The sequence below is a fragment of the Halomonas sp. KO116 genome (assembly GCF_000734975.2).
GTDB classification, from domain to species: Bacteria; Pseudomonadota; Gammaproteobacteria; order Pseudomonadales; family Halomonadaceae; genus Vreelandella; species Vreelandella glaciei.
Genome location: NZ_CP011052.1, coordinates 4,557,989 through 4,573,564, shown reverse-complemented (window position 1 = coordinate 4,573,564; position 15,576 = coordinate 4,557,989). Strand labels below are relative to the sequence as shown.

The following is a 15,576-nucleotide window of genomic DNA, read 5'->3' as shown; positions in this document are numbered from 1 at the left end:
TGGGATGCCGCGTCATGGCTAATTTTCGCACGCATATTACGGTAGCAGCGGCGGGCGGCATGCTAGTAGCTTACGCTGGCTGGAAAGGCCAATGGTGGCCGCCTTCCCAGGCGATGGTAATGATTGCGTTGGTCACGTTTGGTGGCATTCTGCCCGATATTGATGCCGACCGCTCTCACTCCATCCGTTTGATATTTAACTTACTTTCAGTGCCCGCTTTGGTGCTGGGGGCACTGTTGCTCCAGCCCTGGCTAACGCCTGGTGCGCTGTTAGTTGCCTGTGGTGGGATCTACTTCTGTGTTCGCTATTTGGCAGGCGTACTATTTTCGCGACTAACCGTTCACCGCGGTATTTGGCACTCTCTGCTGGCGGGTGGGCTATGTAGCCTACTGGCCGCCACGTTTAGTTTTAACTTACTTGGCCAGCCAGCTTGGTTGGCCTGGTCCCATGGGGCTGCCACGTTGGTTGGTTTTTTGATTCATCTGAGTTTGGATGAAATATATAGTGTTGACCTGGAGGGTGCCCGGCTAAAGCGTTCGTTTGGAACGGCGCTGAAGTTAGGCGATAGCCGTCGGCCGATGTCCAATCTGTTGATGCTGATTGCGACGTTTACGCTAATTCCCTGGGTGCCGCCCTGGTCGGTGTTGGGCGAGTTGCTGCATCAAGGCTCGCTGCTGTGGCGGTAGTCGTCGGCGTTGAGTCCGTGTTTTTTAAGCTTGTCGTAAAAGGTTTTACGCGGAATGCCTAAGTGGCGACAGACATCGGTTACCCGGCCGTGGTAGCGCGCCAATGATTGGCTGATCAGGCTCTTTTCAAACAGCTCAACCTGGCGCGGTAAAGTAGGCTCTTCGGTGTCGGCGTTGACCCCTTCCAGCAGCGCATCCAGGCGATAGTCAAAGGCGGCGCCCAGGAGCACGTAGCGCTCGGCAAGGTTGCGCAGCTCGCGCACGTTCCCGGGCCAGTCATGGGCCAGCAGGGCGGCAATGGCGGGGCTGTCGAGGGTCGGTGCTTCCAGGCCGCTGCGGTTGGCAGCTACCACGGCAAAGTGCTGGAACAGCAAGGGAATATCTTCACGCCGCTCACGCAGTGCGGGCAGCGGCAGGGTAACCACGTTCAGCCGGTAGTAAAGATCTTCGCGAAAATTTCCCTCTTCGGAGGCGGTTTTGAGATCGACTTTGGTGGCTGCAATCACGCGGATATTAAGCGGAACGGTTTCATTGGCGCCTAGCCGTTCGACGCTGCGCTCTTGCAGTACCCGCAGCAGTTTGACCTGCAGCGCCATGGGCATCGATTCAATTTCATCTAAAAATACCGTGCCGCCATTAGCGTGTTCAAACTTGCCGATGCGACGCTCTACGGCGCCGGTAAAGGCGCCCTTTTCATGACCAAACAGCTCGGACTCAATGGTGTTTTCAGGCACCGCACCGCAGTTAATGGCCATAAACGGACTGTTACGTCGGGCGCTGCGTTCGTGAATAGCGCGAGCGACGAGGTCTTTGCCGGTCCCCGTCTCACCAAACAGTAGTACATCGGCTTCTACTTGGCTGATGCGCTGAATCATCGCCGCGAGCCGGGAAATGATGGCGGTACGACCCACCAGACGCGGCCCTAAAGCGGCTTGTTGCACTTCCAGTTCCGCTTTTAGGCGATGGTTTTCCAAGCTCAACTGGCGCTTCTCGATGCCGCGGCGGACCACATCCAGCAGTTGATCACCGGCAAAGGGCTTCTCAAGAAAATCCCAGGCGCCTGCGCGCATCGCTTCTACCGCGGTAGAAATATCGCCGTGGCCGGTGATTAAAATAATCGGCAGGGTGGCATCGCGGCTGTGTAGCTCATGCAGTAACGCCATGCCATCCATCCCCGGCATGCGGATATCGCTCACAATCACGCCAGGGAAGTCCGGCGTTAATGCCGCCAGCGCTTGTTCTGCCGATTCAAAGCAGTAGGGGGTGTAGCCCGCAAGTTCGAGGGTTTGGCTGGCAGTGATCCGCAGATGTGGTTCGTCGTCGATCACCATGACCGGCAGCGTCGACGGCTCATGCATAGTGAGTGCGCTCCTGGGGGTGCATAAATGTTGAGTGGGGCAGGGTAATGGTGAAACAGGCGCCCCCTTCGGGTTGGTTAGCAGCCTGCAGCTTGCCGCCTAGATCGTCCATGATACGTGAAGAGATCGAAAGCCCCAGGCCCAAGCCACTCCCTGGCGCCTTGGTGGTAAAAAAGGGTTCAAAAATATGCCCTAAGTGCTCCTCGGGGATGCCAGGGCCGTTATCGGTAACACTGATAACGACTTGCTGCTGGTGGGTATGCGCCCCTAAGGTCAGTTGTGGGGCTGGCACGCCTTTCATAGCCTGCAGTGCATTGCCGATTAAGTTGACCAGCACCTGTTCCAGTCGCACCAGGTCGCCTTTTACCCACAGCGTTTCATCGGGCCAATCCTGAATAATGCTGATATTGCCTTCGCGCAGACGGCTCTGAAACAGGCGTAAGGCGTAGTCGATACAGGCTTGTACCGATATCGTCTCCTGGCGCTCGCTGCTTTTACGCGAAAACTGTCGCAGCTGGGCGCTGATATCCGCCATGCGTTCGGTCAGCTCGACAATTTGTTCCAGGTTGGCATCCGCCTTGTCGTGGCGGGCTAATGCGATAAAGCGACGGGCGTTTTCTGCGTAGGCGCGAATAGCCGCCAGCGGTTGATTGAGTTCATGGTTGATGCCCGCGGCGAGTTGCCCTAAGACAGCCAGTTTGGCGGCTTGAATAAGCTCATCCTGGGTTTGACGCAAGTTGGCTTCAGCGCGGCGACGTTCTTCAATTTCATCGGAAAGGCGCTGGTTGCTTGCCACCAGGTCACGAGTGCGGCGTTCAACGCTGACTTCCAGTTCGTCACGCACGCGGGCCAAAGTGTTGCGCTCGCGTTGGGCAAATGCTTCCCGTTCACGACGCAGCCTTAGACGCTGCCAGCCAATGCCCACACCAAGCGTTACCACGCCATAAAGGCCGCCTGCCATGAGGGCGGCAATCCATTGGGCGCTAATCACCGGTGTTAACGGCTTTAAAATATGCATTTGCCAGCCAAACTCAGGAATATGCCGGGTCAGGCTAAGGTAGTCGCCGTTGCTTAGCGGGCCCTGGGAGAAACTGACCAGCTGACTGCCCTGGCGGTAAGGCGCATCGACTTCTATACCCGAAGGCGACAACGGCTCCATGGCGTAGCGGCGAGTGTCGTGCAGTGTTTGGCGCTGTTCATCGCTGAGCGGGTAAAGTGCGTTCATGCGCAGTTCTGGTTGGCTGGCCATGAAAATGATGTCGTCGCTGTCGGTGACAAACAGCTCGGCATCCTGTTCCGCCCAGCTCTCTTCAACGTCATCCAGGAGAACTTTTACCACTAACACCCCGTCTGGCTGTGAATCTGGCGAAGTGTCATCTAGCCACACGGGCGATGAAAAGTAGTAGCCCCGCTCAAGAGACTTGATGCCCAAACCAAAAAACCGGCCCTGGCCGCCTGCAATGGCATCGGTGTAGTAGGAACGAAACGCATAGTTCTGACCGATAAAGGTGTTGGGGCGGTGCCAGTTGCTGGCGGCGATCGTGTCACCATCGCGGTTGAGCAGATAGACGTCCGACACGCCCGCTGTGAAGCGGAAACGATCCAGTAGCATATTCAATGGCATCGGGTCTTGACTGTCGGGAGAGGCCAGAAAGCGCTGCACGCCTTCCCGGGTAGCAAGCATTTGCGGCAGGTAGTCGTAGCGCAGCAAATAGCCGTTCAAGTTGGCGGCAGACAGCCGCAGCTCGTTTTCAGCATCATCCTGCAAGTTGGAAAGCGCTTGCTCACGCGCCAAGTGAGCGGCCTGCCAAACGCATAACAGCAAGCCGAGCGAAATGACCAGTAGCCACAGGCGCCGCCAACGTAGCGGTAAAGGAGCCGGGGCTTGATTGGTCATGGCAGCGCTGTTCATGCCGGTGTTTTGCTATTGCCCTGGGCGCGGCGAAGAGCGCGCTGGGCGCGTGTCTCTGCCCGGGCCATTTCCAACAACCCTTCTTCTACAAACACTAGATGTTCGTGGGCGCGAGTACGGGCATCTTCCGCGCGCCCTTCTAAAATGGCATTGAGCAGAGCGCGGTGCTGTTGCATTAATTGGCTGCGCGAGCCTTCCTTGGCAAACAAGTGGGCGAGATTATTAACAATGCTTTTCTCCAGCAGATGGAAAATGCCGCGAATGGTATGCAGCAGCAAAACATTGTGGGCGGCCTCGGCAATTGCTAAATGAAATGCCGCATCTAGTTTCGCTTCTTGAATAGGGTCGGCACCGGCAAAGCCGCCGTCGAGCTCTTCAAAACGCTGGATCAGAACGGCCTTATCCGCGGGTGTTGAACGCAGTGCAGCGTAATAAGCGGATATCCCTTCCATGGCATCACGGAATTCAAGTAAGTCCAGGTTAAATTCGCCGTGACGGGAGAGCATCTCCAGCAAGGGGTCTGTATAACCATTGCTGAGGTCGTCGTTCACAAAAGTGCCACCGCCTTGGCGGCTGGTCAGTAAACCACGAGCGGCTAGTTTCTGGATGGCTTCACGTAAAGAAGGGCGCGAGACGCCGAAGCGTTCGGCCAATTCACGCTCAGGAGGCAGGCGTTGCCCTGGTTTTAGGCTGCCTTCCAACATCATGGCTTCTAGACGCTCAGTAATTACATCGGCCAAGCGCTGCTGGCGGAGCGGTGGGTAGCTCATGCTGGTTGGCTCCTTTAATTGGTAAGACCAATATTAAGGGCTTTGAAGCCTTAGCTCAAGAGTCTGTAGGGTAGGGAGTGGTGTGTCAGGCCTCATGAATAGCGGCTTTAAACTAAAGTATAGCGCAGTGGGGTGCTATAAAGCGGCATCATCGTTTGACACGCTTAAGGCGTCTCACTAATGTTGGCGTTACTTTTTTGTCAATTGGTAAAACCAATTCTAACAATGGGGCGTCGGTGTAAAGCGCATCCATTGCATAGGCTATTGCACAGGGCTATCCATGATCATTTCAGCTTCCACTGACTATCGCCAAGCGGCCAAGCGTCGTATCCCGCCCTTTTTGTTTCATTACGCGGACGGCGGGTCTTATACCGAGCATACGCTGCGGCGTAATGTCGAGGATCTTGCCGGTATCGCGTTACGTCAGCGCGTGCTGAAGGATATGTCTTCATTGTCACTGGAAACCGAGCTGTTCGGAGAGAATCTCGCCATGCCGATTGCTTTAGCGCCGGTGGGGTTGGCAGGCATGTATGCAAGACGTGGTGAAGTGCAGGCGGCGCGGGCAGCTACTAATAAAGGTATACCGTTTACGCTGTCGACAGTATCGGTGTGCCCAATCGATGAAGTAGCCTCGGCAGTCGATCGGCCTATCTGGTTTCAGCTCTATGTGCTGAAAGACCGTGGCTTTATGAAGCATGCATTGGAGAAAGCCAAGGCCGCTGGCGTCAAAACGCTGGTTTTTACCGTCGATATGCCGGTGCCTGGGGCGCGTTATCGCGATGCGCACTCTGGCATGAGCGGCAAGTATGGGTCAGTCCGGCGAATGGCTCAGGCCGCAATGCATCCTTTCTGGGCCTGGGATGTGGGCATTCATGGCCGCCCACATGATCTAGGTAACGTGTCTGATTATCGCGGTAAGCCAACGGAGCTTGAAGATTATATTGCCTGGCTTGGTGACAACTTCGATCCGGCTATTTCCTGGAAAGACCTGGAGTGGATTCGGGAGTTCTGGGATGGACCGATGATCATCAAGGGCATACTCGACCCCGAAGACGCTCGTGAGGCGGTTCGCTTTGGTGCGGATGGCATTGTTGTTTCTAATCATGGCGGACGCCAGCTTGATGGGGTGCTTTCTACCGCGCGTGCTTTGCCTGCCATCGCCGATGCGGTTAAAGGGGACATAGCGATACTGGCTGATTCTGGTATACGCAGCGGACTTGATGTCGTGCGGATGATTGCTATGGGTGCTGACACGGTATTGCTTGGGCGTGCCTACATCTATGCTCTTGCCACTGCCGGCGAGGCTGGCGTTACCCATTTGCTTGAGTTATTCGAAAAGGAAATGCGGGTAGCAATGACACTCACCGGGGCGCATAGCATCGCCGACCTCGGGTCTGATTCTTTGGTTCCAACTTCGCTCCGCGATGTCTATTAAGCGTCGCGTGCGCCTTGCTACTATCAATATTAAAAAAGCCCTTGCCAACCCGGCAGCGAATCCGTAAAGTACGCATCCGCTGCCGGGGACGCCAAGCGTTTCCAGCGGTGCATAAGGTGTAAAAGCCTTGGTTTGTCAAGCAGTTAACGCTTTTGCGAAAGCAAGCGGTTTTGGATGTTGATTGATTCGCATCGAAAACAACGCCCTTGACAAACACCAGGAACTGCGTAGAATACGCCTTCCTCGCTGCGGCAAGCCAGTTCAACGGTTCGCCAGTCAAACACAGCGAAATCGCTCTTTAACAATTTGATCAGGTAATTCATGTGGGCGCTTGCTGATGTTGGTGACAAATCACCGAATATCAAGGCAAGCGACTCAAGCAATAAGATTTTAAAGGATTCGTCCTTTGGGATCTGTTTTGAATGAATTCGTTTGAACCTTGAGCCAAGTTTGGTTCGCTTCTGTTGCTTCGGTGACAGGCAAGAACCGCATAGATCTTAAACTGAAGAGTTTGATCATGGCTCAGATTGAACGCTGGCGGCAGGCCTAACACATGCAAGTCGAGCGGTAACAGATCTAGCTTGCTAGATGCTGACGAGCGGCGGACGGGTGAGTAATGCATAGGAATCTGCCCGATAGTGGGGGATAACCTGGGGAAACCCAGGCTAATACCGCATACGTCCTACGGGAGAAAGGGGGCTCCGGCTCCCGCTATTGGATGAGCCTATGTCGGATTAGCTAGTTGGTAAGGTAATGGCTTACCAAGGCAACGATCCGTAGCTGGTCTGAGAGGATGATCAGCCACATCGGGACTGAGACACGGCCCGAACTCCTACGGGAGGCAGCAGTGGGGAATATTGGACAATGGGGGCAACCCTGATCCAGCCATGCCGCGTGTGTGAAGAAGGCCCTCGGGTTGTAAAGCACTTTCAGCGAGGAAGAACGCCTGGTGGTTAATACCCACTAGGAAAGACATCACTCGCAGAAGAAGCACCGGCTAACTCCGTGCCAGCAGCCGCGGTAATACGGAGGGTGCAAGCGTTAATCGGAATTACTGGGCGTAAAGCGCGCGTAGGTGGCTTGATAAGCCGGTTGTGAAAGCCCCGGGCTCAACCTGGGAACGGCATCCGGAACTGTCAGGCTAGAGTGCAGGAGAGGAAGGTAGAATTCCCGGTGTAGCGGTGAAATGCGTAGAGATCGGGAGGAATACCAGTGGCGAAGGCGGCCTTCTGGACTGACACTGACACTGAGGTGCGAAAGCGTGGGTAGCAAACAGGATTAGATACCCTGGTAGTCCACGCCGTAAACGATGTCGACCAGCCGTTGGGTGCCTAGAGCACTTTGTGGCGAAGTTAACGCGATAAGTCGACCGCCTGGGGAGTACGGCCGCAAGGTTAAAACTCAAATGAATTGACGGGGGCCCGCACAAGCGGTGGAGCATGTGGTTTAATTCGATGCAACGCGAAGAACCTTACCTACCCTTGACATCTACAGAAGCCGGAAGAGATTCTGGTGTGCCTTCGGGAACTGTAAGACAGGTGCTGCATGGCTGTCGTCAGCTCGTGTTGTGAAATGTTGGGTTAAGTCCCGTAACGAGCGCAACCCTTGTCCTTATTTGCCAGCACGTAATGGTGGGAACTCTAAGGAGACTGCCGGTGACAAACCGGAGGAAGGTGGGGACGACGTCAAGTCATCATGGCCCTTACGGGTAGGGCTACACACGTGCTACAATGGCCGGTACAAAGGGCTGCGAGCTCGCGAGAGTCAGCGAATCCCTTAAAGCCGGTCTCAGTCCGGATCGGAGTCTGCAACTCGACTCCGTGAAGTCGGAATCGCTAGTAATCGTGAATCAGAATGTCACGGTGAATACGTTCCCGGGCCTTGTACACACCGCCCGTCACACCATGGGAGTGGACTGCACCAGAAGTGGTTAGCCTAACGCAAGAGGGCGATCACCACGGTGTGGTTCATGACTGGGGTGAAGTCGTAACAAGGTAGCCGTAGGGGAACCTGCGGCTGGATCACCTCCTTAAACGATGCGTCACAGTCGGTAAGCGTCCACAATGAATTACCTGATCAGATAGCTGTTGATGCGCAGTGATAAGCCAGCCGCCTACGGCGTTGCCTTATCACTGCGTATAGCAGTCGCTCTTTAACAATGTATATCATGCTGACAAGAACATACCGCAAGGTATGGTCTTAAATTGTGATACGTCTCAAGCGTATCCGGCAAAATGAAACGTGATCATTGCGACATCCAGACTCCTTCGGGTTATAGGGTCAAGCAATGAAGCGCACACGGTGGATGCCTAGGCAGCCAGAGGCGATGAAAGACGTGGTAGCCTGCGATAAGGTTCGGTGAGGTGGCAACAACCTGTGACCCGGACATCTCTGAATGGGGAAACCCACTCATCATAAGATGAGTATCGTGCACTGAATACATAGGTGTACGAGGCGAACCAGGGGAACTGAAACATCTAAGTACCCTGAGGAAAAGAAATCAACCGAGATTCCCCTAGTAGCGGCGAGCGAACGGGGACCAGCCCTTAAGCATGTGACTGATTAGGCGAACAGATTGGGAAGTCTGGCCGTAGCGGGTGATAGCCCCGTAGTCGAAAATCTGATCATGTGAAATCGAGTAGGTCGGGGCACGAGAAACCTTGACTGAAGACGGGGGGACCATCCTCCAAGGCTAAATACTCCTGGCTGACCGATAGTGAACCAGTACCGTGAGGGAAAGGCGAAAAGAACCCCGGAGAGGGGAGTGAAATAGATCCTGAAACCGTGTGCGTACAAGCAGTCGGAGCCCACTTGTTGGGTGACGGCGTACCTTTTGTATAATGGGTCAGCGACTTATATTCAGTGGCGAGGTTAACCGTATAGGGGAGCCGTAGGGAAACCGAGTCTTAACTGGGCGACACAGTCGCTGGATATAGACCCGAAACCGAGCGATCTATCCATGAGCAGGGTGAAGGTTGAGTAACATCAACTGGAGGCCCGAACCAGGATCTGTTGAAAAAGATTTGGATGACTTGTGGATCGGAGTGAAAGGCTAATCAAGCTCGGAGATAGCTGGTTCTCCTCGAAAGCTATTTAGGTAGCGCCTCATGTAGTACCGCCGGGGGTAGAGCACTGTTTCGGCTAGGGGGTCATCCCGACTTACCAACCCGAGGCAAACTCCGAATACCGGTGAGTAACGCGTGGGAGACACACGGCGGGTGCTAACGTCCGTCGTGAAAAGGGAAACAACCCAGACCGTCAGCTAAGGTCCCGAAATCCTGGTTAAGTGGGAAACGATGTGGGAAGGCTCAGACAGCTAGGAGGTTGGCTTAGAAGCAGCCATCCTTTAAAGAAAGCGTAATAGCTCACTAGTCGAGTCGGCCTGCGCGGAAGATGTAACGGGGCTAAACCAGGTACCGAAGCTACGGGTTCATCCTTTGGATGAGCGGTAGAGGAGCGTCGTGTACGCCAATGAAGGTGGATTGAGAAGTCTGCTGGAGGTATCACGAGTGCGAATGCTGACATGAGTAACGATAAAGGGTGTGAAAAACACCCTCGCCGGAAGACCAAGGGTTTCTGTTCGACGCTAATCGGAGCAGAGTGAGTCGGCCCCTAAGGCGAGGCCGAAAGGCGTAGTCGATGGGAAACGGGTCAATATTCCCGTACCGGACATGGTTGCGATGGGGGGACGAAGAAGGCTAGGTGAGCCAGGCGTTGGTTGTCCTGGTGAAAGTGAGTAGGCTGAGGGTTTAGGCAAATCCGGACCCTTAAGGCCGAGACACGAAACGAACTGACCACGGTCAGGAAGTCACTGATGCCACGCTTCCAGGAAAAGCCTCTAAGCTTCAGATCATGTGCGACCGTACCCCAAACCGACACAGGTGGTCAGGGAGAGAATCCCAAGGCGCTTGAGAGAACTCGGGTGAAGGAACTAGGCAAAATGGTGCCGTAACTTCGGGAGAAGGCACGCCGGCGTAGGGTGATGAGACTTGCTCTCTAAGCCCGAACCGGTCGAAGATACCAGGTGGCTGCAACTGTTTATTAAAAACACAGCACTCTGCTAACGCGCAAGCGGACGTATAGGGTGTGACGCCTGCCCGGTGCCGGAAGGTTAAATGATGGTGTTAGCCGCAAGGCGAAGCTCTTGATTGAAGCCCCGGTAAACGGCGGCCGTAACTATAACGGTCCTAAGGTAGCGAAATTCCTTGTCGGGTAAGTTCCGACCTGCACGAATGGCGTAATGATGGCCACGCTGTCTCCACCCGAGACTCAGTGAAATTGAAATCGCCGTGAAGATGCGGTGTACCCGCGGCTAGACGGAAAGACCCCGTGAACCTTTACTATAGCTTCACACTGGACGCTGATGTTGCCTGTGTAGGATAGCTGGGAGGCTTTGAACTCCGGACGCCAGTTCGGAGGGAGCCACCCTTGAAATACCAGCCTGGCATCATTGGCGTTCTCACTCAGGTCCGTTATCCGGATCGAGGACAGTGTGTGGTGGGTAGTTTGACTGGGGCGGTCTCCTCCTAAAGAGTAACGGAGGAGCACGAAGGTACCCTCAGCACGGTCGGACATCGTGCATTGAGTGCAAGAGCATAAGGGTGCTTGACTGCGAGACAGACACGTCGAGCAGGTGCGAAAGCAGGTTCTAGTGATCCGGTGGTTCTGTATGGAAGGGCCATCGCTCAACGGATAAAAGGTACTCCGGGGATAACAGGCTGATACCGCCCAAGAGTTCACATCGACGGCGGTGTTTGGCACCTCGATGTCGGCTCATCACATCCTGGGGCTGAAGTCGGTCCCAAGGGTATGGCTGTTCGCCATTTAAAGTGGTACGCGAGCTGGGTTTAGAACGTCGTGAGACAGTTCGGTCCCTATCTGCCGTGGGCGTTGGATGTTTGAGAAGGGCTGCTCCTAGTACGAGAGGACCGGAGTGGACGACCCTCTGGTGTTCCGGTTGTCACGCCAGTGGCATTGCCGGGTAGCTATGGTCGGACGGGATAACCGCTGAAAGCATCTAAGCGGGAAGCCCCCTTCAAGATGAGACATCCCTGAGGCCTAGAGCCTCCTGAAGGGCCCAGCGAGACCAGCTGGTTGATAGGCACGGTGTGGAAGCGCTGCAAGGCGTTGAGCTAACGTGTACTAATGGCCCGTGAGGCTTGACCCTATAACACCCAAGGGGTCTGGTCGCGATGATGACGAGACATTAAAAAGCCGGATACGCAGCGTGTGGCCTGGCTCAATGAGAACAGGCGGCAGGCAATGAGACGCACACAATTTAGCAATAGTCAGCATGATATGCATTAACAGTTACGCCTGACGACCATAGCACGCGTGAACCACCTGATCCCTTGCCGAACTCAGCAGTGAAACCGCTTAGCGCCGATGGTAGTGTGGGGTCTCCCCATGCGAGAGTAGGTCATCGTCAGGCACCTATACCGCAGAAAACCCAGCCACCCGGCTGGGTTTTTTGTTGCCTGGAAGAAAAACACCTCACCCTTACCACTCAATAGGTTGGCCACTCCAGTCCCAAAAGGTACCGCTATCATCAGGCGTTCGCTGGGCGATGACTGCTAGCAACTTCTCTGCTACAAATGCAGACGTGAAGAGCTTCTCGTTAGGCACCCTTGCTTGAAAAGGTTTAGAGAGCGCTGTATCGGTGGTGCCAGGGTGCAGGCATAAAACGGTGCATTGTTTGTTAAGCCGTTTGAGCTCTATTGATGCCGTCTTAAGCAGCATGTTATGGGCTGCTTTGCTGGCACGATAGCTGTACCAGCCGCCTAGCCGATTGTCCTCGATAGAGCCAACTCGCGCCGAAAGGCTGGCGATCACTGAAGGGTGTACACCTTTGAAAGAGTCTTGTAGTGCCGCTAGAAGTAATATCGGCGTAAATGCATTGATGTTCATTGTCTGTGTCAAATTTTCAACACTAAGCTGATCTAGGCGCTTTTCAGGCAGCAGCTGTTGCGCTTTATTATGAAGAATGCCGATGGCATTGAAAAAGAAGTGGATAGGCTGGGCAGCCAGCTCTTTCTTAAGCGCATACCTACCCTGTTCTTGGGAAACATCAAGCATTAGGTAAGTAAGGCGGGGATCGACTATTCGTGGTTGTTGGCGGCTTACCGCGATAATGTGGCCGACCTGAGAGGAAGAGAGTAACTGCTTAATGATGGCAGCGCCTATTCCTCCCGATGCGCCGACAACCAGCGCTGTATAATGATGAGGCAGTAAGTTGAACATAAGAGGCCATTGCTATCATGCAAGTAAAGGCTTTCATTGAAGCGTTATCTAGAAAACTTGTCGAGAGATTAGATTATTAGCCGAGGACTCCTTTTTTTCCTGAGTTTCTTCCCTAGGCTTGATTTGCAATGCTCAATATTTTGGGGCTGCGGGTTTCTCTTTACCTCTTAAGACATATATTTACCCCGTTACTGAAAGATGATGTGCTGCCAGATAGAGAATATTAGTGCGTAGTATATTCGGCGCCTTTACATTCAGCCAGCATCCGGTTAATTGCCGCGTCGGCGCCTTGCAGGCTAAAGGTCATATACCAAGGCTCGCGCTCTTCCTGGTCAAAACCGAGAAACAACTGCTCGCCCTGGCGCATGTCGTCCATCAGCGCCGCCAAGTCGCTTAAGTAAAAGTGGGCATAAAAACCGTCGTCGCCGCGTTCGGTAATAAATTCCGCCATGGTATCAATCACGGGCTGCTCATCAATGCGTAGCCTGGCGGGTACTAAGTTCACCGCACGGCTCTCACCTTGCTGCTGCTCAAGCGTCACGCGCATCTCCAGCCAGGGTAAATCACAAACGCCTGCGGTGGCGTTCAGGCTTAGGGTGGCATCAGAATAGCTGTGAGTTTCTATCGCCCGGTAGTGTCGTTCACCCCCCAATGACAGTGTCATCGACTGCCAGTGTTCGTGGGTGGCCACGTCGTCGGTATTAAATGTTGCTGCGCTAGCCATGGATGTTGCGACCATCAATGAGATGACCATTGCCGCCATAACGAACATAGGGGCTAACATAGCGATTAGCGTTGACGAGTGGAAACGCAGGGCGACCGTCGCCGTGATGATGTGAGCCATGTAACCAAAATCCCTAGACGAGTAACCGGAAAAAACAGTCTATAGCGTGTTTGATATTGTCAAAAGAGTAACGCGCTGATTTTTCTATATATGGTAGAGAATAGTTAAAAAAGTGCCTCATATGGTGGAAAGTCAAGTCTATACTTCACTCCGATGCCACGTATAATCGCCCATTTGAGCGCTATATTCACCCCGTTGTGAAGGAGTTTTGCGACATGAGCACCGCTGCTAAGGCTATCAAGACCTCTAATGACGTCCCGATGCAGGCCCCCTCGCGGGAGATCTGGGATGCCAAGTACCGCCTCAAGGATCGTCATAGCCAGCCCGTCGACCAAGATGTCGGTGCTACATTTGAGCGTGTTGCACGCGCCCTTGCAGCGGTGGAAGGAGACAAGGCAGAAGAGTGGTTGCCGAAATTCCGCTGGGCGCTGGAACATGGTGCTATCCCTGCCGGTCGCATCCTTTCTAATGCGGGCGCAGAGGCTTACAAGCCCGCGGTAAGCCTGATCAACTGCACCGTTTCACGCACTATTCGCGACTCCATGCGCGATATTCTCGATTCCGTCGTGGATGCGGGCATGACGCTAAAGTCAGGGGCGGGTATCGGCTACGACTTCTCGACACTGCGCTACAAAGGCGCGTTTGTGTTTGGTGCTGGCGCAGGCACCAATGGTCCGCTGGCGTTTATGGATATCTACGACAAGATGTGTTTCACCGTGGCTTCTGCCGGTGGCCGCCGTGGCGCCCAGATGGGTACCTTCGATGTAGGCCACCCGGATGTGCGCGAATTTATCCAGGCGAAACGCGAAGCAGGGCGCTTGCGTCAGTTTAATCTGTCGTTGCTGATCACTGATGAGTTTATGGAAGCGGTCAAAAACAATACCGATTGGCCGCTCGCTTTCCCGCTGCACCCCGGTGAGAAAGAGGACGTTAAAGCGGAAGACCTGCTCTATCGTGACTGGCCGGTAGTGGAAGAGGGCTACACGGTGGATGCCGAAGGCCGTGTCGCCTGCCGTATTGTGGAAGTGATCAAAGCGCGCGAATTATGGGACACCATCATGTCCTCCACCTATGACTACGCCGAGCCAGGTTTCATCCTGATCGACCAAGTCAACCGCATGAACAATAACTGGTTCTGCGAGGATATTCGCGCCACCAACCCCTGTGGCGAGCAGCCGCTGCCGCCAGAGGGTGCCTGCCTGCTGGGTTCTGTAAACCTGACCAAGTTCGTGATCGATCCCTTCGGCGCAGAACCGCGCTTTGACTGGGAGCGTTACCGCAAGGTCGTCGCCATCTTTACCCGCATGCTCGACAACGTGGTGGAAATTGCTGGCCTTCCGCTGCCCCAGCAGCAGCGTGAAATCGAAGCCAAGCGCCGCCACGGCATGGGCTTTTTGGGCCTGGGGTCGACGCTTACTATGCTCAAAATCCCTTATGGCTCGAAGCAGTCACTGGTGTTCACCGATGAGGTGAGCCGCCACCTGGCGATTGAGGGCTGGAAGCAGGCACTGGAGCTCTCTAAAGAGAAAGGCATGGCGCCAGTGCTTGAGCAGGAGCACACCATTACCCCCAAAATGTTGCGTGAGCGCCCACAACTGGCCAAAGATGGCTATGAAGTGGGCGATCAAGTGCCGGGTCGTATTCTGCATGCCCGTTACAGCCAGTACATGGCCCAAGTGGCCGAGCTTGAGCCCGAACTGGTCGCACAGCTGGCCGAGTATGGCGCACGCTTTACTCACCACAGTTCGATCGCGCCGACCGGCACGATCAGCCTGTCGATGGGTAACAACGCCTCCAACGGTATCGAGCCTTCCTTCTCGCACCGCTATTTCCGCAATATTATCCAATCGGGTAAGAAGACCAAAGAGCAGGTCGAAGTCGTCTCCTTTGAGCTCGCCGCCTACCGTCACTTTATCGCCGACGACGCTGTGGATAGCGACCTGCCTGACTACTTTGTGACCGCCGATGCGATCTCACCCGAGCAGCACGTCGCCGTTCAGGCCGCCGCCCAGCACTGGGTCGATTCAGCGATCTCGAAAACGGTTAATGTGCCTACTGAGTTCCCGTTTGAGCAGTTCCAAAACCTCTATTTGCAGGCCTATGAAAGCCGCTTAAAAGGCTGCACAACCTTCCGTTTTAACCCAGAAGCCTTCCAGGGCGTGCTGGTGCGTGAGGATGATCTTAAAAACACGACTTACGTATTTGAGCTGGAAAATGGCGAAACCCTCGAACTGACCGGGGATGAAAAGGTGGTTTACGACGGCGAAGAACATAACGCTGCCAACCTATTTGATGGCTTAAAAGAGGGCACCTACGGCAAATGGTAGCGGC

General features: G+C 54.5%; 8 protein-coding genes and 3 rRNA genes. 6 read left to right on the top strand and 5 right to left on the bottom strand.

Annotated features, from left to right (window positions below):
• Window positions 1–14: 14 nt before the first annotated feature.
• A complete protein-coding gene (locus KO116_RS20980; protein WP_035564875.1) occupies window positions 15–686 on the top strand; it encodes a metal-dependent hydrolase in 672 nt (223 codons plus the stop codon).
• Here the strand turns inward: KO116_RS20980 and KO116_RS20975 are convergent.
• The 3 genes from KO116_RS20975 to KO116_RS20965 are packed head-to-tail and all read right to left on the bottom strand — an operon-like array spanning window position 662 to window position 4,726.
• Window positions 662–2,044 (bottom strand): sigma-54-dependent transcriptional regulator, encoded by a 1,383-nt coding sequence (locus KO116_RS20975; protein ID WP_035564873.1) that lies wholly within the window; start codon window positions 2,042–2,044, stop codon window positions 662–664. The genes KO116_RS20980 and KO116_RS20975 overlap by 25 nt on opposite strands.
• Window positions 2,037–3,956 carry a sensor histidine kinase gene (locus tag KO116_RS20970; RefSeq protein ID WP_035564871.1) on the bottom strand — a complete coding sequence of 640 codons (1,920 nt, stop codon included), beginning with the start codon at window positions 3,954–3,956 and terminating at the stop codon, window positions 2,037–2,039. Before KO116_RS20970 ends, KO116_RS20975 begins: the two co-directional genes overlap by 8 nt.
• Window positions 3,953–4,726: a GntR family transcriptional regulator gene (locus tag KO116_RS20965; protein WP_035564869.1), complete on the bottom strand. Its 774-nt coding sequence runs from the start codon at window positions 4,724–4,726 to the stop codon at window positions 3,953–3,955. Before KO116_RS20965 ends, KO116_RS20970 begins: the two co-directional genes overlap by 4 nt.
• A 280-nt stretch (window positions 4,727–5,006) precedes the next feature.
• Here KO116_RS20965 and lldD point away from each other — a divergent pair, with 280 nt between their 5' ends.
• From lldD to rrf, 4 genes are all read left to right on the top strand, one after another.
• Entirely contained in the window at window positions 5,007–6,161 is a 1,155-nt protein-coding gene (gene lldD, locus KO116_RS20960) for an FMN-dependent L-lactate dehydrogenase LldD (protein WP_035564867.1), read from the top strand.
• 499 nt (window positions 6,162–6,660) lie between these two features.
• Window positions 6,661–8,193 (top strand): 16S ribosomal RNA (locus KO116_RS20955).
• Window positions 8,194–8,439: 246 nt separating this feature from the next.
• Window positions 8,440–11,328, top strand: a 23S ribosomal RNA gene (locus tag KO116_RS20950).
• A gap of 148 nt (window positions 11,329–11,476) precedes the next feature.
• Window positions 11,477–11,592: ribosomal RNA gene (rrf, locus tag KO116_RS20945) — 5S ribosomal RNA — on the top strand.
• Together the 16S, 23S and 5S rRNA genes form the textbook arrangement of a ribosomal RNA operon.
• Window positions 11,593–11,660: 68 nt before the next feature.
• Here rrf and KO116_RS20940 read toward each other — a convergent pair.
• The gene (locus tag KO116_RS20940; protein WP_035563937.1) at window positions 11,661–12,401 is read right to left on the bottom strand and encodes an SDR family NAD(P)-dependent oxidoreductase; all 741 of its coding nucleotides are present in this window, start codon (window positions 12,399–12,401) and stop codon (window positions 11,661–11,663) included.
• A gap of 223 nt (window positions 12,402–12,624) precedes the next feature.
• Window positions 12,625–13,245: a hypothetical protein gene (locus tag KO116_RS20935; protein ID WP_035563940.1), complete on the bottom strand. Its 621-nt coding sequence runs from the start codon at window positions 13,243–13,245 to the stop codon at window positions 12,625–12,627.
• 215 nt (window positions 13,246–13,460) lie between these two features.
• On the opposite strand from KO116_RS20935, the gene KO116_RS20930 reads away from it, so the two are divergent.
• Window positions 13,461–15,572: an adenosylcobalamin-dependent ribonucleoside-diphosphate reductase gene (locus KO116_RS20930; RefSeq protein ID WP_035563943.1), complete on the top strand. Its 2,112-nt coding sequence runs from the start codon at window positions 13,461–13,463 to the stop codon at window positions 15,570–15,572.
• Window positions 15,573–15,576: the final 4 nt, after the last annotated feature.